The organism is Actinacidiphila alni (assembly GCF_900112845.1).
Classification (GTDB): domain Bacteria; phylum Actinomycetota; class Actinomycetes; order Streptomycetales; family Streptomycetaceae; genus Actinacidiphila; species Actinacidiphila alni.
The window spans coordinates 37,933-55,802 of the sequence record NZ_FONG01000016.1 but is presented as its reverse complement, the minus strand read 5'-3'; the positions used below and the strand labels follow the sequence as shown (position 1 = coordinate 55,802).

The following is a 17,870-nucleotide window of genomic DNA, read 5'->3' as shown; positions in this document are numbered from 1 at the left end:
ATGCCGGACGACGACGAGACGGTGACGCCGCCGGTCCCCGGCCCGGACGCCGGGGCGCGGATGGACACCTCCTGGGTACGGGTCCGGCTGCGGTCGGCGCCTGCCGCCGCGCTCACGACGGCCGCGCTGGTCCTGGCCACCGCCTTCCTGGCCGCCGCGCTCCCCCGGTCCGTCGACCGCTACCAGGACCACGCGCTGCGCGAGGCCGTCCGGCACGCCAAGCCGCTCGACCGGGACGTCAGCCTGGCCAGCGGCTTCGACGCCAACGCCGGTGACACGGTCGACCCGCTCGGCCCGGACGTCATCGACGACGTCGAGCGGATCTTCCAGCGGCTGGTGCGCCCGCCGCTGACGGTCGGCAAGGGCGACCGGGCCGTGATCGGGGTGCGCACCGCGGAGGCCACGGTGCCCGACCCCGGACTGCCGAAGCTCTCCGCCCACCTGCCCGCCGCAAGCCTGGTCGCGCAGGCCGGGCTCGACAAGCACACCCGGCTGGCCGCCGGACGGCTGCCGCACCACGCGCCGGACATCTCCGGCGCCCCGGCCCCGCAGTCGGTGGAGGCCGTCGTCACCGAGAAGACCGCGAAGACCCTGCACCTCGCGGTCGGCCGCACCCTGCACCTGAACAGCCGCTCCCCGATCCCGCTGACCGTCCGCATCACCGGTATCGTCACACCGCTCGACCCGGCCAGCCCGTACTGGACCGACGACGCCGACCTGCTGGCGCCGATGATCTCCACGCCGAACACCCCGCCGGGCGAGGACCCCAAGCCGTACTGGCACTTCGCGCTCTTCGTCGACCGGGCCGCCGCGCACTCGATGCCGCTGCTCGGCACCACCATCGACCGGTACTGGCACCACCCGCTGATCGGCGACGGCCTGACCGCGCACGACGTGTCCGGGATGCTGAAGGAGCTGGCCTCCTTCGACAGCGGCCCGGACGCGGTGCAGCTGACGTCGGACGCCTCGGACAACACCATCCACCTCACCGGCGGCCTCGGCACCGTCCTCCAGGGCTACGACGCCGACCGCGAGGCCGCTCAGCCGCTGGTGCTGATCGCGGCGGTCGGGGTCGGCACCACCGCCTTCGCGGTGCTGCTGATGGCGGGCGGTCTCGCCGCCGAGCGGCGGCGCGGCGAGATCGCGCTGCTGCGCTCGCGCGGCGCGGGGCTGCGCGGCATCGTACGGCGGCTGCTCGGCGAGACCTCGGCCGCCGCCCTGCCCGGCGGAGTGCTCGGCACCGTGCTGGCGCTGCTGGTGCTGCCGACCCAGCGGTACGGGCAGTCCGTGCTGCTCGGCGCCCTGGTGACGGCGGTCGCCGCGCTCGCGCTGCCGCTGCGGGCCGCGGTGCTGGCCCGGCGGCCGCGCCCGGCCGGCCGGGAGGACGTCGCCTCGGCCCGGCCGACGCGGCGCAGGCTGGTGACCGAACTGACCGTGACCGTACTGGTGGTGGGCGCCGTGGTGGCGCTGCGGCACCGCGGCACGGACAGCGGGAGCGACCCGTATCTGGCGGCGGCGCCGGTGCTGGTGGCGGTCGCGGCGGCGCTGGTGCTGCTGCGGGTGTATCCGCTGCCGCTGCGGCTGCTGGCCCGCCCCGCGTCCCGGCTGTCCGGCGCGGTCACCCACCTGGGCCTGGCCCGCGCGGGCCGCTCCCCCGCCACCAGCCAACTGCCGCTGCTGGCCCTGCTGGTGTCGCTGACCGTGGCGTCCTTCGGCGGCTCGGTGCTGGCCGGGATCGACCACGGCAGGGACCGGGCGGCGACCGCCACCGTCGGCGCGGACGCGCGGATCGACGCCAGGTTCTCGCTGTCCCTGCAACTGCCGGACGAGGTCAGGAAGGTGCCGGGCGTCGGGCAGGTGGTGACCGCCCGGGTGGAGCCCAACAGCCCCGCGGCGCCCTTCGGCCTGCCGTATTCGCTGGTGATCGTGGACCCGGCCGCGTACGCGAGGCTGACCCACGCCATCGGGCTGCCGGCCTTCCCCGCCGGGCTGTTCGGCAAGGCCGCGGCGAAGGAGCCGCTGCCCGCGGTGCTCTCCCCGCACCTGGCCGCGGTGCTCGGCGACGACACGGCGAGCGTGCAGGCCGCGGTGGGCTCGGTGGACATCCGCCGGGCGGCCGTGCTGTCGGCCACGCCGGCCGCGCCCGGCACCGACTTCGTGATCGTCTCCTCGGAGCAACTGGCCGCCCTGCACCCCGACATGGCCGCCTTCAGCCAGTACACCGGCCCCAATGTGCTGCTGGCGATGGACGCGCCCGGCACGCACATCGACGGCGCGGCGCTGCACAAGGTCGCCCGGGAGAGCACGGCCTTCGTGACGGTGCTGCTGCGCGACGAGCAGCGGGCGGCGCTGTCGGACACCCCGTTGCAGCACGGGGCACGCTCGATCTATCTGGCGGCGGTCGCCGCGGGCGCCCTCTACAGCGCGCTCGCCCTGCTGCTGTCGCTGCTCCAGGCGGCCCCGCAACGGGCCACGCTGCTGGCGCGGCTGCGCACCATGGGCATGACGCGGCGGCAGTCGCGGCGGCTGGTGCTGCTGGAGATGCTGCCGCAGGCGCTGCTCGCCGCCGTCGGCGGTGTCCTGGTGGGCCTGGCGGTGATACCGCTGCTCGGCCCGGGCGTCGACCTGCGGGCACTGACCTTCGGCACCGGACCGCAGAATCTCGTGCCGGTCGACTTCGGCCTCGGTCTGCGGGCCGATCCGTGGTCGCTGGCGCTGCCGTCGGTGGGACTGCTGATACTGGCCTGTGCGGTGCTGCTGATCCAGGTGTGGGTGAGCGGACGGCGGCGGGAGAGCACGGAGTTGAGAGTGGGAGACCGGGTATGACGACCACAGTGGGCGAAACCGGCGGCCGGGCTCCGGTCAGCAGTCTCGCGGACCTGGAGCGCGCGGTCACCGAACGGCGCGAGCGCCCCGCGTACGGCGAGGACGCGCTGATCAGCTGCGACCGGCTGGTACGGATCTTCACCGCGGACGGCGTCGAGGTGCAGGCCCTGCAGGGTCTCGACCTGCTCGTCGGCAAGGGCGAACTGATGGCCCTGGTCGGGGCGTCGGGCAGCGGCAAGTCGACGCTGCTCAACATCCTCGCCGGGCTCGACGTGCCGACCGCGGGCGCCGCCTCGGTCGGGGGTTACGACCTGCTGGCGATGGACGCCAAGTCGCGGCTGCGGTACCGGCGGGACGTCGTCGGCTTCGTCTGGCAGCAGACCGCCCGCAATCTGCTGCCGTATCTGACGGCCGCGCAGAACGTCGTGCTGCCGATGCAGCTGTCCGGCCGCACCGAGGGTCTGCGCACCAAGCGGCAGCGGGCGGCGCGGGCCACGGAGCTGCTGGGGATGCTGGGCGTCGGCTACTGCCACGACCGGCACCCGGGGCAGATGTCCGGCGGTGAGCAGCAGCGCGCGGCGATCGCCGTGGCGCTCGCCAACAACCCCGCGGTGATCCTCGCCGACGAGCCCACGGGTGAGCTGGACTCCGCCACCGGCGAGCAGGTCTTCGCGTCCTTCCGCACCGCCAACGAGGAGCTGGGCACCACCGTCGTCGTGGTCACCCACGACCACGCGGTCGCCAACGCGGTCCGCCGTACCGTCGCCATCCGCGACGGCCGCACCGCCTCGGAGGTCGTCCGCCACACCGAGGTCGACGAGCACGGCCAGGAGTCCGTGGTGGCCCGCGAGTACGCCACCGTCGACCGCGCCGGCCGCCTCCAGCTCCCCCGCGACTACACCGACGCGCTCGCCATCGAGTCCCGCGTCCTCCTCGAACTCGAACCCGACCACATCGGCGTCTGGCCCGACCGCCCCAAGCCGGCGCGCCCGGAGACGGCCGAGGCGCAGGAAGGGCCGGAAGCGCGGGAAGCGCCGGAAGCCGAATAGCCGCCGACGGCGGGGTCCTGTACGGGCGGCGCCGGCAGCCGAACAATTACTCGCACGGGTTGGGGGTCCCCCCGCCGAAGGTAGGGGGCGGGTGGGAAAGGAGCCCAGCCGCTAGGCCGGGGTCACGGTCAGGCCCGCGGCGGGCGAGGCGGCCCGGACGGCGACCGAGCCCGCCGCGGTGCGCAACCGCAACCACGGCCCGGCGCCGAGGAGTACGGCCTCCTCCCCGCGGAGAAAGCCGAGCGCATGAGCAGCGTGCACCGCACGCAAGGGCAACGCAGTCCCCGGCAGAACCCGCCCCCACAACTCCTCCGCGAGGGCGTCGAGCGCGACCCGGGTCCGCCCGCCCTCCCCCAGCGCCTCCGTCCGCGTCCGGAACTCCCCGATCACCCGGGCGGCCACCGCCCGCACCTCGTCGATGTCCGCCTCGGCCACCCGTACCCACCCGCCGCGCGGCGGCAGCAGCCCGGCCCAGGACGGCCCGGTGACGGACCCGGGCAGCGCCAGTTCACCGCCGTCCACGACACACGCGTCGGCGGCGTCGAGAAGCTGTCCGGCGGAAACGGTGGCGTCCACCGCCGCGCCCACGCCGTCCCCGGCGAGCGCGGCGGTCCGTACCGCGAGCACGCCCCCGAAGGGCGGGTGCCCGAACACGCCGAGCGCGGCCTCGCCCTCGGCGGACCGCAGCCGTACGGCCGCCGCCTTGTCCCAGCGGATCAGCCGGCCGAGGAAGGCGGCCAGATCCGCCGCCTCCCCCGTCCGCGCCAGCGTCAACCGCGCCGGGGCCGTCATACGGTGACGGCTCCGGTGTCGGCCGCGTCATCGGCCGCGTCGTCCAGATAGCGCAGCAGGAACGATTTCTCCTCCGCGCTGATCCGCCGCGGCCGGCCGGCGGCGAGGTTGTAGGGCACGACGACCGTGGAGGCCCGTACGTACACCGTCTCGCCGTCCTTCACCTCGTAGTGGACGGTCAGCGACGCCGCGCTGATGTCCGCGACCCATGTCTCGATGGTGACCGGCTCGTGCCGGTGCACCAGCGGACGCAGGTAGTCGATCTCGTGCCGGGCCACCACGGACCCGCCGGTGAACGACACGCTTCCCTCGCCCGGCGCCAGCCGGAACATGAAGTCGATCCGCGCCTCTTCCAGATACCGCAGGAAGACCACGTTGTTGATGTGGCCGAAGGCGTCCATGTCCGCCCAGCGCAGCGGGCAGTGGAAGATGTGCCGTGCCATCAGCCGCGGGTCAGCTTCTTGTAGGTGGCCCGGTGCGGCCTGGCCGCCTCGGCGCCGAGCCGCTCGACCTTGTTCTTCTCGTACGACTCGAAGTTGCCCTCGAACCAGTACCAGCGGCTCTCGCCCTCGTACGCGAGGATGTGCGTGGCCACCCGGTCCAGGAACCAGCGGTCGTGGGAGATCACCACGGCCGCGCCGGGGAACTCCAGCAGCGCGTTCTCCAGCGAGGACAGCGTCTCGACGTCGAGGTCGTTGGTCGGCTCGTCGAGGAGCAGCAGATTGCCGCCCTCCTTGAGGGTGAGCGCCAGGTTGAGCCGGTTGCGCTCGCCGCCGGAGAGCACGCCGGCCGGCTTCTGCTGGTCCGGGCCCTTGAAGCCGAAGGCCGAGACGTACGCGCGCGACGGCATCTCGACCTGGCCGACGTTGATGTAGTCCAGTTCGTCGGAGACGACGGCCCACAGCGTCTTCTTGGGGTCGATGTTGGCGCGGCTCTGGTCGACGTAGGAGATCTTGACCGTCTCGCCGACCTTGATGGAGCCGGAGTCGGGCGTCTCCAGGCCCTGGATCATCTTGAACAGCGTGGTCTTTCCGGCGCCGTTGGGGCCGATGACGCCGACGATGCCGTTGCGCGGGAGGGTGAAGGACAGGTCGTCGATCAGCACCTTGTCGCCGAACGCCTTGGAGAGGTTGTTGACCTCCACGACGATCGAGCCGAGCCGCGGGCCCGGCGGGATCTGGATCTCCTCGAAGTCCAGCTTCCGCACCTTGTCGGCCTCGGCGGCCATCTCCTCGTAACGGGCCAGGCGGGCCTTGGACTTCACCTGACGGCCCTTGGCGTTGGAGCGGACCCACTCCAGCTCTTCCTTGAGGCGCTTGGCGCGCTTGGCGTCCTTCTGCCCCTCCACCTTCAGACGGGCGGCCTTCTTCTCCAGGTAGGTGGAGTAGTTGCCCTCGTAGGGGTGCGCCCGGCCGCGGTCCAGCTCCAGGATCCACTGGGCCACGTTGTCCAGGAAGTACCGGTCGTGGGTGACGGCGACGACGGTGCCGGCGTACTGCGCCAGGTGCTGCTCCAGCCAGTTCACCGACTCGGCGTCCAGGTGGTTGGTGGGCTCGTCGAGCAGCAGCAGGTCGGGCGCCTCCAGCAGCAGCTTGCAGAGCGCGACCCGGCGCTTCTCGCCGCCGGACAGCGTGGTGACCGGCCAGTCGCCGGGCGGGCAGCCCAGCGCGTCCATGGCCTGCTCCAGCTGCGCGTCCAGGTCCCAGCCATTGGCGTGGTCGAGCTGCTCCTGCAGCTTGCCCATCTCGTCCAGCAGCGCGTCGGAGTAGTCGGTGGCCATCAGCTCGGCGATCTCGTTGAACCGCTTGAGCTTCGCCATGGTGTCCGCGGCGCCGTCCTGCACGTTCTCCAGCACGGTCTTGGACTCGTCGAGCTGCGGCTCCTGGAGCAGCATCCCCACCGAGTAGCCGGGCGACAGGAAGGCGTCACCGTTCGACGGCTGCTCAAGACCCGCCATGATCTTCAGCACGGTCGACTTGCCGGCGCCGTTCGGCCCGACGACACCGATCTTCGCCCCGGGCAGGAAGCTCAGCGTCACGTCGTCGAGGATCACCTTGTCGCCGTGGGCCTTGCGGGCCTTGCGCATGGTGTAAATGAACTCAGCCAAGAGAAACCGTCCGGCAATCGAGTAGGGCCACAGTGCGGCACCCGCCGCGTGAGGGCAGATACACCCCATCTTGCCAGCCGTCCACCCGTGCGTGCGAACGGGCCTCGGCGCACCGCTGGTGCGCCGAGGCCCGTTCAGTGGGGCCGTGCGTGCCGACTATGCGGTGGTGTTCTTCTTGCGGCGGAAGAAGAAGGCCGCGGCGCCGCCGAGGACGACGAGGGCGACGGCGATGCCCGCGATCATCGGAGTGGCGCTGCTGCTACCGGTCTCGGCGAGATCGGTGCCGCCGGTGGTGCTGCCCGAGGTGGCCGGGCTGGGCGCGTTGCCCGTGGGGGTCGGCGTGGCCGACGGGGTCGGGGTCGACGGGGTCGTCGCGGTCTTGCAGTCCAGGACGCCCTCGAAGGTCTTCACCTGGCCGTTGGGCAGGGTGATGTCGATCTTGTACTTCTGGTCCTCCTGGACCGGAACCGTCACGGTCTGCGACTTGCCGGGCGCGATGGTGTAGCTCTTGCCGCCCAGTTCGAAGGTGAAGTCCTCGTCGCCCTGGTTGGCGGCGGTGACGTCCACACCGTTCTTGGCGCACACGACCTCGGCGGACAGCGCCGGGATCGGGCCCTTCTTGGCCCAGCTCAGCGTCGCGGCCGCGGTGACGGTGGTGCTCTGCGAGCCGGCCAGGATCTGCGACTGGCTGGAGACGTCGACCGACGAGAAGGCGCGGCCGATGGATATCTCGGTGGTCGCCGAGACGGTCACATTGGCGGTGCCGTCCGCGGTGCCCGCCGGCACGTCGAAGTACAGCTCGGTGCCGTTCTTCACGGTGCCGGTGATCGCCTTGCCGTCCTTGTCGACGATCTTCACGCCGGCCGGGACGCCGTCACCGAGCTTGACGTCCACCGCGTCGGAGGTGGAGTGCACGGTGATCGGGCCGATGCGGTCACCGGACTTGCCGGAGACGGCGGGCGGGTCGAGCGTCACCGAGGACTTGGGCTCGTCCAGGGTCTGCGCGTGGCTGTCGAGGTACTCCGCGAGCGCCTTCGCGTCGCGGTTCTTCGCCTCCACCTTCACGTCGGGGTCGGACAGGTGCCAGATGGCCACCTGCGTACCCGCCGCGGCAAGCCCCGGGGTCAGCCCGTCCTTGAGCTTGACGTCGGCCGCCTTCAGCGTGTTCGTGAGGCTCGCGACATCGACCTTGGGGTACGAGTTGTTGAGGATCCAGGCGATCTTGCCCGCGTTCGGATTGCCCGCAAGCGTCGACTTGTCCCACGCGACCTCGTTGTAGGTCGCGTTGTCCGCCGTGTGGTGATGGAAGTCGATGCAGTACGTCTCGATGGTGCCGCCGCCGTCGACGGTCATCTTGAACAGTCCCGCGCCAACCTTGTACGAGTCCCGCGTACCGGGGTTGACGACCGCCTGGTCGGCCTTGTCGCTCTCCAGGCCGTCGAGCTTGGCGGTCGCACCCGTCGCCGACGGCGAACCGTCGGTCGGTGCGGCGACAGCGGCGCCCGCGCCCGCTATCGCGCCCGCCGCGAGCAGGCCGGTGGCGATACCGGCCGCCGCGAGGCGGGCAGCGCTCCGCCTGTAGGTCTTGAACATTGAATTCCCCTCCGGGCGAGGCGGGTCGGTCGTTCAGTGGATCGCCTCGCCTGCGCAGTTCCGGCCCCCGTGCAAGCTGAACGAGGAGATCCTAGGAACCACGCGCCACACGGCCATCGGCATATTCGGCGCAGGCCGCTTTCGAATCCCAATCGTTATCCGAACACTGGCATGTTTCTGTGTTTGTCGATAAGTCAGCGACAGAACTCATCCACGGAAATGCTGCCGAATACGGATACTTCGGATTCTCAGAACGGCGCCGCGGGGACGGCCGGCTCCGGAGTCGCCGCCTCCGCCCGGCCGGGGGCCGCAACTCCCGTCGCGGCGGCGGCCGTCGCGGCGGGCAGCGCCGCGCTCGTACGGCTGAACCGGGCGACGCCGCGCGAGAGATCGTGTCCGAGGGCCACGGCGTCGAGGTCGGCGGTCACGAAGCGCCGTCCGTCATGATCCTCCTCGCAGATCCTCAACCTGCCCTGAACGACCAGGGGTTCGCCGAGTCCGACCGACTCCTTCACATGACCTGCCAGAGTCCGCCACGCGCGCACCGTGTAGAAGCTCGTGGCGCCGTCCGTCCACGCGCCGCGCTCGGCGTCCCAGCGGCGCGCGGTGGTCGCGAGCCGGAATCGTGTGACGCCCACGCCGGTGGCGGTCTGCTGGAACTCCGGCTCGGTGGCCACATTCCCCACCACGGTCACCACTGTCTCGTTCATCGCTCTGCCCTCCCTGTCGGTCGCGTCCCCCGCGGAACGCCGTAAGACCATCCTCGGGGAATTCGACCGCCCATGGAGAAACCGGCCGGATTCTGTGGATAACCGGCCGGTTGTGGATAACTCCGTCACCCGTGAGGATGGTGCGGTACAAAGGGTCGTGAGAAGGAGGAAAAGTGACCGAAAAGACCTAGCGGGGAGAAAGCGCGGTGTGCGAGGAGCGGCCCGGTACACCGGCACCCGCCCCGGCGACGACGGCGTACTGCTCGCGCACCTCGCGGTATCGCATCAGCTCGGCGGCCAGCGGTTCGAGGACCCTGGCCCGCCCGCAGTCCGCCGCCGCGTCCCGCAGCCGCCGCTCGGCGGCCTGGCCGTAGCGCCGGGCGGGACCGCGGGCCGCGATCCGGCAGGCGCCGGCGAGCGCGGGCCCGCCGAGCCCGCCGATCGCGATCATCACGACCGGCAGCCACCAGGTCAGGTCGAGCGACCCCATCGCGACCGAGATCAGACACACCGCGCCCGCCACGGCAAGGGCCATCAGCAGCCACTGAGCGCCGCCCGCCGCCGACCACCAGCGGGGCCGCTCGGGCGGTCCCGGTACGGTCCGGGCCGCCGCGCCGTCCAGCGCCTCGGGCAGCCCGTCACCGCCGCGCCGCGCCGCGTCACGCACCGCCTGCGCCCAGGGGGCGGGCAGCCCGCGTCCGGCGTCGGCCACCACGCCGCGCACCGCCTCGTCCACCACCGGCCGCGACGCGGACGGCGCCGACAGCGAGGCGGACGGGCGCGGTCGCGGCGCACCTGTGCCGTCCGGCGTCCGGGCGGCACCCGGCAACACCGCACCGCCCGTACGGTTCGCTCGTCCGGGTGATCCCGCGCCCGTCGCGGCCCGGTCGCCGAAGAGCCGGCCCCACGGCGTACCGCACGCCTCCTCGGCGGCGGCGGCCCAGTCGCGCTCGGCGGCCTGTCCCGCGCCGGCCGCGCCCACCGCGTCGGCGAGCCGGTCCACGAATTCCTCGCGCGCCGCGTCCGTCAGCCCGGCGCCGCCCTCGCCGACGTACAGCGGGTGCAGCCTGCTCGCCGTACGGTCCATGTCGGCCGCGAGCCGCAGTCCGGCCGCCGCGCGGTCGGCGACGAGCTGGGCCAGGACGGCGCGCAGGTCGGCGATGCCCTCGCCGGTGAGCGCGGAGGCGGAGAGCACCACGGCGCCGTCCTCGCCGTGCTCGCCGACCGCGAGGCCGTCCTCGTCCAGCAGCCGCCGCAGGTCGTCCAGGACGAGGTCGGCGGAGTCGCCGGGCAGCCGGTCGATCTGGTTGAGCACGAGGACGGTGACGTCGGCGTGCCCGGACAGCGGGCGCAGATAGCGCTCGTGCAGGGCCGCGTCGGCGTACTTCTCCGGGTCGAGCACCCACACCACGACGTCCACCAGGCCCAGCAGCCGGTCCACGTGGTCGCGGTGGCTCGTCGCGGCGGAGTCGTGGTCGGGCAGGTCGATCAGCACCAGCCCGTCCAGGTCAGCCGCGCCGTCCACGGCCACGCCGCCCGAAGCCGCGCCCGCGCCGACGGAGGCCGAGGCGGCGTCGGCGCCCGAAGCGTCCGCGGGCCCGCCCTCGACGCCGTCCTCCCCGTACGCCCGGTCCGGGTCAAAGCCCCGGTCAGCGTCAAAGCCCCGGTCCGCGTCAAGACCGCGGTCCAGGTCCGGCCCCCGCTCCCCCGGAAGAGCCGTGCCGCGCCGGGCGAAACGGTCCTGCGGCGCGATGCCGAGCCGGTCGAGCAGTCCCGCGGCCCGCTCCGGCTGCCAGGCGCAGGCGATGGGCCGCGCGGTGGTCGGCCGCCGGACGCCGGTCCTGGAGAGTTCGGCCCCGGCCAGCGCGTTGAACAGCGTCGACTTTCCGCTGCCGGTCGCCCCGGCGAGCGCCACCACGGTGTGGTCGAGCGACAGCCGGCGCCGTTCGCCGATGCGTTCCAGCAGTTCACCGGTCTCGGCGAGGGCGTCCGGGCTGATCCGCGTCCGGGACAGGCCCAGCAGCTCCCCCAGCGCGTCGACCCGTACGGAGAGCGCGTCGGTGCCGCTCCCCCGCACCGCGCCGCCGCCACGTACGGTGCCGGCGCCCGGGCCGCCCTGCCCCGGAAAGCCGTTCCCGGCGCCCGGCGCACCCCCTGCCGTCCCTGCCTGCCCTGCCTGCCCTGGCGCGGCGGATCGTGCCGAAGTGCCGGTCGTCGTGGCCACTTTGGTCACCTTTCCCTCTGGAGTACGGACAGCGCCGCGATCAGTGCCGACTGCTGCCCGGCGGTCACGTCGTAGCCGTCGACCGGGGTCAGCCGCCGGTCCCGCTCGGCGTCGAGCAGCCCGGCGACGGCGTCGTCCAGCCGGTCCCGCGCGGTGTCCCGCAGCCGCAGCGCGGCCTGCACCCCGACGGTCTCGGCGAGCCGTTCGCCGGCCGCGCTGCCGCGCCTGCCGCCGAGCAGCGCGGTGGCCAGCAGCGCGGCCACGTCCTCGGGGTCGACCGGCGGCCGGTCGGCGTCGCGGGCGGCGCGGGCCTGCGCGTAGGCGAGGTCGGTCAGGCCGCGCCGCCAGCGGCGCACGCCCTTGTCGATCCGGGCCGCGACGGCGACGCGGTCGCGGTCGGGGCGGGCGGCGGGGTCGTCGAGCAGCGCGGCGCCCGCGCGGGACCGGCTCCAGGCGGCCACGACGCGTTCGTCGGCGGCGTCGGTCTCGGTGCGCAGCAGGGCGGCGAATTCCTCGGCGAGGGCGTGCTGGAGGGCGTCGGGGCCGCAGGCGGGGTAGCCCTGCCAGTGGGCGAGGGCCTCGCCGGCCAGCGGTACGCCCGCGCCGATCGCGTCCTCGATCCGCTCGGCGGCCTGTTCGTAGGCGTCCTCGGCGCCGCGGGCCAGCCGGACGGCGGCGGCGTGCTGGGCGGCGGAGGCGGAGGCGAGGGAGGGCAGCCGGGTGCGCAGCGAGTCCAGGACGCCGGCCGCGGTGCGGTGGGCGGCCTGCTGGCGGGCGGCGGGGTCGAGCGCGCAGTGCGCGAGCCAGTCGCGCAGCGCGGCCACCGCGGTCTGCGGCAGCAGCCCGCCGCCGCCCGCGGACTCGGGCAGTTCGGGCACGGTGAAGCGGGGGACGTCGCCCAGTCCTGCCTTGGCGAGCAGCGCCGCGTAGTGCCGGCCGACCTCGTCGGCGATCTGGTGCGGGACCCGGTCCAGGACGGTGGCGAGCGTGACGTCGTACTCCTTGGCGGTCCGCAGCAGGTGCCAGGGCAGCGCGTCGGCGTAGCGGGAGGCGGTGGTGACCAGGATCCAGATGTCCGCGGCGCAGATCAGCTCGGCGGCGAGTTCCCGGTTGCGGGTGACGAGGGAGTCGATGTCGGGGGCGTCCAGGAGCGCGAGGCCGCGGGGCAGGCTGTCATCGGTCTCCAGCCGCAGTTGGGCGGGCCCGGCGGCGCCCCCGTCGTCCCGCTGGTCCCGCTGGTCGCGGGCCCCGCCGGTGCCGTCGCTGTTCGCGCGGACCCGTTGCCGTACCGCCCAGGCGCGGGCGAATTCCGGCAGCACCCGGGGGTCGGCGAACCAGGCGCGGTCCTCGGGGTGGCAGACCAGCACCGGCGTACGGGTGGTGGGGCGCAGCACCCCGGATTCGCTGACCCGGCGGCCGACCAGGGAGTTGACCAGGGTCGACTTGCCCGCGCCCGTCGAGCCGCCGACGACGGCGAGCAGCGGCGCTTCCGGCGCCTTGAGGCGGGGTACGAGGTAGTCGTCGAGCTGGGTGAGCAGCTCCTGCCGGGTGCGGCGGGCGCGAGCGGCGCCGCGCAGCGGCAGGGGGAAGCGTGCGGCGTCGACGCGGTCACGCAGCGCGGACAGCGCGTCGAGCAGCTCGGGCCGTACGTCCAAGATCACCACAAGGGCAGAATGCCCCATATTGGAGCATTTTTGAAGCGCATTTCGTATGAATCGCCCCATTCGGCCCGCATCGCGCGCAAACGGCGGCGGCTCGCGGGAAGGGGGCAGAATGAGCCACGGGCATAACGAGTGCACAACAGCAGCGATCCGACGCGTCAAAAGCGATGCACGTTCTGCACATGCCTGCGATTATCGGACCGCTTCACCGAACCTCCACAACGTGGCACGCGGGTGAAGCAACCGGCAGCAGGTATGTGGCGCCCTATCCTTGACCTCGGTACTAGGTCACGGAAGCACCCAGGGGCGGAGACAGCCGCGGCCAGCGTCCGGCCCCCGTAGCTCAGTGGATAGAGCAGGCGCCTTCTAAGCGCTTGGCCGCAGGTTCGAGTCCTGCCGGGGGCACACCTGACGAACCGTCACATGATCATCGCCGCCGACGCGCTCCGGCAGATATGGCCGAATCCCGTCGGCGCACCAGGACACTTCTTACGGACCCCGGACGGCCGGGCGACTTGGGGCGAATGCCCGATTGGCCGACCGGGCGGGCGATTAGCGTCGAAGGCACGCCCGGCAATGCGCGGCAGCCGCGAACTCCCTTGACCAGTAGGGGATTTGGCCGTCGCCGCGGCATGCCCGGGCACCATCGCCGCCTCTCCGCACGAGGAGTACGACCATGCCTGTCTCCCGCGACCGCCGCCCCACCCATCCCACACGCCCCACCCGCGGCCGTATGCATGCCCTGCGCGCATTCGGCGCGATCGGCGCCCTGGGCGCGCTCGGCGTCGCCACCGCGCTCGTCACGGCTCCCGCGGCCACGGCCGCCTCGCACGCACCGGCCGCACCGGCCGAAACCGCTCATATCCACAGCGCCGCGCCCGTCTTCGTCCAGAGCGACAACCCCGCCGCCAACACCGTCGTCGCCTACCACCGCGCGGCGGACGGCACGCTGAGCCGGGCCGGGGTCTACGGAACCGGGGGCAAGGGCGGGGTGCTGGACGGCTCGGTGGTGGACCATCTCGCCTCGCAGGGCTCCCTGGTGCTCGACGCGCGGCACGGCCTGCTCTACGCCGTCAACGCCGGCAGCGACACCGTCACCGTCTTCGCCGTGCGCGGCGACCGGCTGGAGCGGGTCCAGGTGATCTCCTCCGGCGGCGACTTCCCGGTGGGTGTCGCGGTGCACGGCAACGCGGTCTACGTCCTCAACGCGCTGGACGGCGGCTCGATCCAGGGCTTCCTGCGGATCGGCGACCGTCTGGTGCGGGTGCCGTCCTGGCACCGCGGCCTGGGTCTCGACCCGTCCGCCGCCCCGCAGTTCACGCACACCCCCGGGCAGATCTCCTTCACGCCGGACGGTACGAAGCTGGTGGTCACCACCAAGGCGGGCGGCAACAGCATCGAGGTGTTCCCGGTCGGACCGTTCGGCGGGCCCGCGTCGCGGCCGGTGGTGACCGCGACGCCCGACGCGGTGCCGTTCGGCTTCACCTTCGACCCGGCGGGCCGGCTCCAGGTCACCGAGGCCGGGCCGAACGCCGTCGCCACCTTCGCCCTGGCGCGCGACGGCAGGCTGACGCAGGTCGGCCGGCCCGTCGCTACCGGCCAGGCCGCGACCTGCTGGATCGTCGGCGCCGGCGACCGGCTCTACGCCTCCAACGCGGGCAGCGGCAGCCTCTCCGGCTACACGGTGGACCGCCACGGCGCCCTGAGGGCGCTCGGCGCCACCGCGACCGACGGCGGTACGGTCGACGCCGCCGTCTCCTCCGACGGTCGCTATCTGTACGCGCAGACGGGCGCGGCCGGTGTCGTGGACGAATTCCGCGTCGGGCGCGACGGTTCGCTGACCCCGATCGGCTCGGTCACCGTGCCGGGCGCCCTCGGCGGCGAGGGCATCGCGGCCGGCTGACCGTACCCGCGTCCCGCACGCACTTCCCGTACGTGTTGCCCGGACCGTACGTGTTGCCCGGACCGTACATGTTGCCCGGGCCCGGCGAATATCCGGTCACCGAACGCTGACGGCCGCTGCCTCACCGTATCGAAAGCGGATCCTCCGGTTACCACGGGCACCTCTCCGCCCTCGTCGGTCACTTCCTTCGACGAGGGCGGAGTTGTTATGCGGAAGTGCTACGAGTATGTAAAGGAGTTGTGAGAAGGTGTCCGCCTGAACCCCGCCGATATCCGCCGCACGACCGGCGGTCGACCGCCAGGACCGGCCGATGGGCTGTTCCCCACGGGTGTTGGGGTAGTTTCATATCTCCGCGTGCTATCGATGCGAGGAACGTAGCGTATGGATTCCACACTGCCCCAAGGTGCGTCGGCAATACGGCGGCGGAGGCGGCTCAACACCCGGATCAAGGACGCGTTGCGCGATCTCTCGGTCCAAATGGCACTGCTGAACCACCGGATCGGCACCCATCTCGGTCTGCGTGACGCCGATCTGGAGTGCCTCGACCTGGTCAGCCGCTTCGGGCCGATCGGGCCGACCGCGCTCGCCAAGAACGCCGGGCTGCACCCGGCCACCCTGACCGGGGTGCTCGACCGGCTGGAGCGCGGCGGCTGGGTGGTGCGGACGCCCAATCCGAGCGACCGGCGGGCGGTCCTGGTGCAGGTCATCAAGGAGCGCGAGGCGGAGACGGCGGAGATGTTCGTCGGGCTCAACAAGTCGATGGACGCGATATGCGCCGACTACGACGACGCCGAACTGGTGCTGATAGCCGACTTCCTGCTGCGCGCCGCGCAGGCGGGCCGGGACGCGACCGACGCGCTCACCGACCGCTGACGGCGGCCGGCGAGCCGCCGGACCGGCTCAACTCCCGCCCGCCGCGCGGCGCTCCGGGTGCCAGCACGGCGCCGCGTCCAGGTGCCCGTCGTACGGTTCGCCGAACCGCGGCAGGTCCTGACTGCCGCGCAGCGCCCGCAGTTTGCGCAGCACGCCGGGGTCCGCGAGTCCGCCGCGCGGGGTCCGCGCGGCGGCGGCCACCGCGCGCGGCCCCGACCCCTCGGCGGGCGCGGCGCCCTCCCACCAGTGCTCGCCGCGGCTCTTCCACCAGTCCGACGACACGACGCCGACGGTCGTCGACCCGAGTGCGATCAGCGCGCGCAGCAGCCGGTCGCCGCAGAACCGGGCGACGGACCGGCCGAGAGCGGGCCAGTTCGGTGCGGGCATGGGCGATCACTCCAAGTGCGGCCGGGGCGGGGCGAGCGGGACGGGCGGGGCAGGAGGGACGGACCGTCAGACCCGCTCGGCCGTGGCCCCGGTCTCCACCTCGACGATCTTCAGCGATATGAACTCGTCGATGTGCAGCCGCTGGAGCGCCCACCGCAGAAAGGCGGGGATGTCCGGGTTGTCATCGATGTAGACCTGCGGCGCGACCACGGGAATGCGCTTACCGCGGGTCTTGATCTCGCAACCGCCCGCGGCGATCACGTTCTTGACCCAGTCGGACTCCGGGCCGTACGGGAGCGACAGGATGATGTGACCGTTCTTCTTGAAGACCTTGACCGGAGTGCGGTACTCCCGGCCCGACTTCCGGCCCTTGTGGTAGACCGCGCCGAACCCCGGCATCGCGGGGAGGATCCGGCCGACGATCCGGTTGCCGAAATACTTGTTCAAGCGCGCCAGCCGCCGCTTAACGGACATGCCTGTGCTCCTTCTTCGAGGGACTCGCACGGGAAAAGGACAGAAAAAAAGAGAGCAGAAAAACGACAACAGGCCGTAATAGAACAACATCTTTCCCGGCCGATGTCACACTCGGGCGCCGGACATTCCTCTCAGGTGACAGGAGCGCGCGTCACACTGGGAGGCCCACCTTGTCCGACAACCCGGCGGAGCTGCCCGACGACCCCGACGACAACGCCACACGGGTGTTCGTGGGTCACCGGGAGTTACTGTTCTCGGTGGTCTACAACCTGCTCGGCAGCGTCTCGGACACCGAGGACGTCCTTCAGGAAACCTGGCTGGCCTGGGCGAGAAGGGTCCGGCAGCCGCATGCCCCGGAGATCGACAACCCGCGCGCGTATCTGGTGCGGATCGCCGTCAATCAGGCGCTCGCCCGGCAGGCGACGATCAGCCGACGCCGCGAGACGTACATCGGTCCCTGGCTGCCGGAGCCACTGATCACCCAGGTGCCGGAAGCGCTCGACACCCCGCAGGCGGCGCAGGCGATGGACGCCGCGGAATCCGCGCTGCGCAATGAATCGGTGTCCATGGCACTGTTGGTGATTCTGGAAACGCTGACACCGCTGGAACGCGCGGTGTTCGTGTTGCACGAGGTGTTCGGATACGCGCATACGGAAATCTCCGAAATCCTCGGCCGCAGTCCGTCCGCCATACGCCAACTCGCGCACCGGGCGCGCGAACACGTCCAGGCCCGCAGGCCGCGCTACCAGGCCGATCCGCACCTTCAGCAGCAGGTCACCGAGCGCTTCGTGGCCGCGGCGCTCGGCGGTGACATCGCGGACCTGATGAGCCTGCTCGCGCCCGATGTGACGATGTGGACCGACGGCGGCGGCAAGGTCCGCTCGGCGCTGCGCCCGGTCACCGGCCGCGACAAGGTCGCCCGGCTGCTGAACGGTTACGCCACCAGCCGGCTGCCGGAAGCGCTCGACATCCGCTACCGGCACGTCAACGGCGACCCGTCGGCCGTGGTCTTCTCCGGTGACTCGCCCTACGCGGTCATGGTGATGGACCTCAACCCGAGCAACGACCAGGTCACCGACATCTACCTGGTCACCAACCCCGACAAGCTCTCCCGCGTCCGCCTCGAAGGACTGCACGACGAGGGGGCGCTGGAGAACGGGCCCGCACGGGAGAACGGGCCCGCACGGGAGATCGAGCCGGCCCGGGACATCGAGCCCGTACGGGACGAGGAGCCGGACTCCGACGGCTAGCGGGAGGGCGGCGGCAGCCCC

General features: G+C 72.5%; 14 protein-coding genes and 1 tRNA gene. 6 read left to right on the top strand and 9 right to left on the bottom strand.

What is annotated here, in order from left to right; translation table 11 throughout:
• Nucleotides 1–2,826, top strand: a complete 2,826-nt coding sequence (locus BM076_RS24295; RefSeq protein WP_093715820.1) for an FtsX-like permease family protein — start codon at nt 1–3, stop codon at nt 2,824–2,826.
• Nucleotides 2,823–3,875 carry an ABC transporter ATP-binding protein gene (locus tag BM076_RS24290; RefSeq protein WP_093715819.1) on the top strand — a complete coding sequence of 351 codons (1,053 nt, stop codon included), beginning with the start codon at nt 2,823–2,825 and terminating at the stop codon, nt 3,873–3,875. The genes BM076_RS24295 and BM076_RS24290 overlap by 4 nt, the downstream gene beginning before the upstream one ends.
• 111 nt (nt 3,876–3,986) lie before the next feature.
• Here BM076_RS24290 and BM076_RS24285 read toward each other — a convergent pair whose 3' ends face one another.
• The 7 genes from BM076_RS24285 to BM076_RS24255 all read right to left on the bottom strand — a co-directional run bounded on the left by BM076_RS24285 (nt 3,987) and on the right by BM076_RS24255 (nt 12,956).
• Nucleotides 3,987–4,667 (bottom strand): hypothetical protein, encoded by a 681-nt coding sequence (locus BM076_RS24285; RefSeq protein ID WP_093715818.1) that lies wholly within the window; start codon nt 4,665–4,667, stop codon nt 3,987–3,989.
• Nucleotides 4,664–5,110 carry an acyl-CoA thioesterase gene (locus tag BM076_RS24280; RefSeq protein ID WP_093715817.1) on the bottom strand — a complete coding sequence of 149 codons (447 nt, stop codon included), beginning with the start codon at nt 5,108–5,110 and terminating at the stop codon, nt 4,664–4,666. The genes BM076_RS24285 and BM076_RS24280 overlap by 4 nt, the downstream gene beginning before the upstream one ends.
• Nucleotides 5,110–6,774 (bottom strand): energy-dependent translational throttle protein EttA, encoded by a 1,665-nt coding sequence (gene ettA / locus BM076_RS24275; RefSeq protein WP_093715816.1) that lies wholly within the window; start codon nt 6,772–6,774, stop codon nt 5,110–5,112. Before ettA ends, BM076_RS24280 begins: the two co-directional genes overlap by 1 nt.
• 156 nt (nt 6,775–6,930) lie before the next feature.
• The gene (locus tag BM076_RS24270) at nt 6,931–8,367 is read right to left on the bottom strand and encodes an LAETG motif-containing sortase-dependent surface protein (protein ID WP_093715815.1); all 1,437 of its coding nucleotides are present in this window, start codon (nt 8,365–8,367) and stop codon (nt 6,931–6,933) included.
• A gap of 248 nt (nt 8,368–8,615) precedes the next feature.
• On the bottom strand, nt 8,616–9,077 hold the full coding sequence (locus BM076_RS24265; RefSeq protein WP_093715814.1) for a single-stranded DNA-binding protein: 462 nt from the start codon (nt 9,075–9,077) through the stop codon (nt 8,616–8,618).
• Nucleotides 9,078–9,264: 187 nt separating this feature from the next.
• Nucleotides 9,265–11,154: a GTPase gene (locus BM076_RS24260; RefSeq protein ID WP_245796308.1), complete on the bottom strand. Its 1,890-nt coding sequence runs from the start codon at nt 11,152–11,154 to the stop codon at nt 9,265–9,267.
• Nucleotides 11,155–11,306: 152 nt separating this feature from the next.
• Nucleotides 11,307–12,956, bottom strand: coding sequence for a dynamin family protein (locus tag BM076_RS24255; RefSeq protein ID WP_093715917.1), 1,650 nt, complete (start codon nt 12,954–12,956; stop codon nt 11,307–11,309).
• 338 nt (nt 12,957–13,294) lie between these two features.
• Between BM076_RS24255 and BM076_RS24250 the strand changes: the two genes are divergently transcribed.
• The 3 genes from BM076_RS24250 to BM076_RS24240 all read left to right on the top strand — a co-directional run bounded on the left by BM076_RS24250 (nt 13,295) and on the right by BM076_RS24240 (nt 15,738).
• Nucleotides 13,295–13,367 (top strand) — tRNA-Arg (locus BM076_RS24250).
• A 271-nt stretch (nt 13,368–13,638) separates the two neighbouring features.
• Nucleotides 13,639–14,865, top strand: a complete 1,227-nt coding sequence (locus BM076_RS24245; RefSeq protein ID WP_245796286.1) for a lactonase family protein — start codon at nt 13,639–13,641, stop codon at nt 14,863–14,865.
• A gap of 381 nt (nt 14,866–15,246) precedes the next feature.
• Nucleotides 15,247–15,738 (top strand): MarR family transcriptional regulator, encoded by a 492-nt coding sequence (locus tag BM076_RS24240; protein ID WP_093715812.1) that lies wholly within the window; start codon nt 15,247–15,249, stop codon nt 15,736–15,738.
• Between the two features lie 27 nt (nt 15,739–15,765).
• Here BM076_RS24240 and BM076_RS24235 read toward each other — a convergent pair whose 3' ends face one another.
• Nucleotides 15,766–16,125 (bottom strand): hypothetical protein, encoded by a 360-nt coding sequence (locus BM076_RS24235; protein ID WP_093715811.1) that lies wholly within the window; start codon nt 16,123–16,125, stop codon nt 15,766–15,768.
• Nucleotides 16,126–16,191: 66 nt separating this feature from the next.
• Nucleotides 16,192–16,599 (bottom strand): nitroreductase family deazaflavin-dependent oxidoreductase, encoded by a 408-nt coding sequence (locus tag BM076_RS24230; protein ID WP_093715810.1) that lies wholly within the window; start codon nt 16,597–16,599, stop codon nt 16,192–16,194.
• A 170-nt stretch (nt 16,600–16,769) separates the two neighbouring features.
• On the opposite strand from BM076_RS24230, the gene sigJ reads away from it, so the two are divergent.
• A complete protein-coding gene (gene sigJ / locus BM076_RS24225) occupies nt 16,770–17,849 on the top strand; it encodes an RNA polymerase sigma factor SigJ (RefSeq protein WP_093715809.1) in 1,080 nt (359 codons plus the stop codon).
• Nucleotides 17,850–17,870: the final 21 nt, after the last annotated feature.

Bases quoted from the DNA above. Each gene is read 5' to 3' on its own strand.
- BM076_RS24295 (WP_093715820.1), top strand. From the start codon at position 1: ATGCCGGACGACGACGAGACGGTGACGCCGCCGGTCCCCGGCCCGGAC.
- BM076_RS24290 (WP_093715819.1), top strand. From the start codon at position 2,823: ATGACGACCACAGTGGGCGAAACCGGCGGCCGGGCTCCGGTCAGCAGT.
- BM076_RS24285 (WP_093715818.1), bottom strand. From the start codon at position 4,667: ATGACGGCCCCGGCGCGGTTGACGCTGGCGCGGACGGGGGAGGCGGCG.
- BM076_RS24280 (WP_093715817.1), bottom strand. From the start codon at position 5,110: ATGGCACGGCACATCTTCCACTGCCCGCTGCGCTGGGCGGACATGGAC.
- BM076_RS24270 (WP_093715815.1), bottom strand. From the start codon at position 8,367: ATGTTCAAGACCTACAGGCGGAGCGCTGCCCGCCTCGCGGCGGCCGGT.
- BM076_RS24265 (WP_093715814.1), bottom strand. From the start codon at position 9,077: ATGAACGAGACAGTGGTGACCGTGGTGGGGAATGTGGCCACCGAGCCG.
- BM076_RS24245 (WP_245796286.1), top strand. From the start codon at position 13,639: ATGCCTGTCTCCCGCGACCGCCGCCCCACCCATCCCACACGCCCCACC.
- BM076_RS24240 (WP_093715812.1), top strand. From the start codon at position 15,247: ATGGATTCCACACTGCCCCAAGGTGCGTCGGCAATACGGCGGCGGAGG.
- BM076_RS24235 (WP_093715811.1), bottom strand. From the start codon at position 16,125: ATGCCCGCACCGAACTGGCCCGCTCTCGGCCGGTCCGTCGCCCGGTTC.
- BM076_RS24230 (WP_093715810.1), bottom strand. From the start codon at position 16,599: ATGTCCGTTAAGCGGCGGCTGGCGCGCTTGAACAAGTATTTCGGCAAC.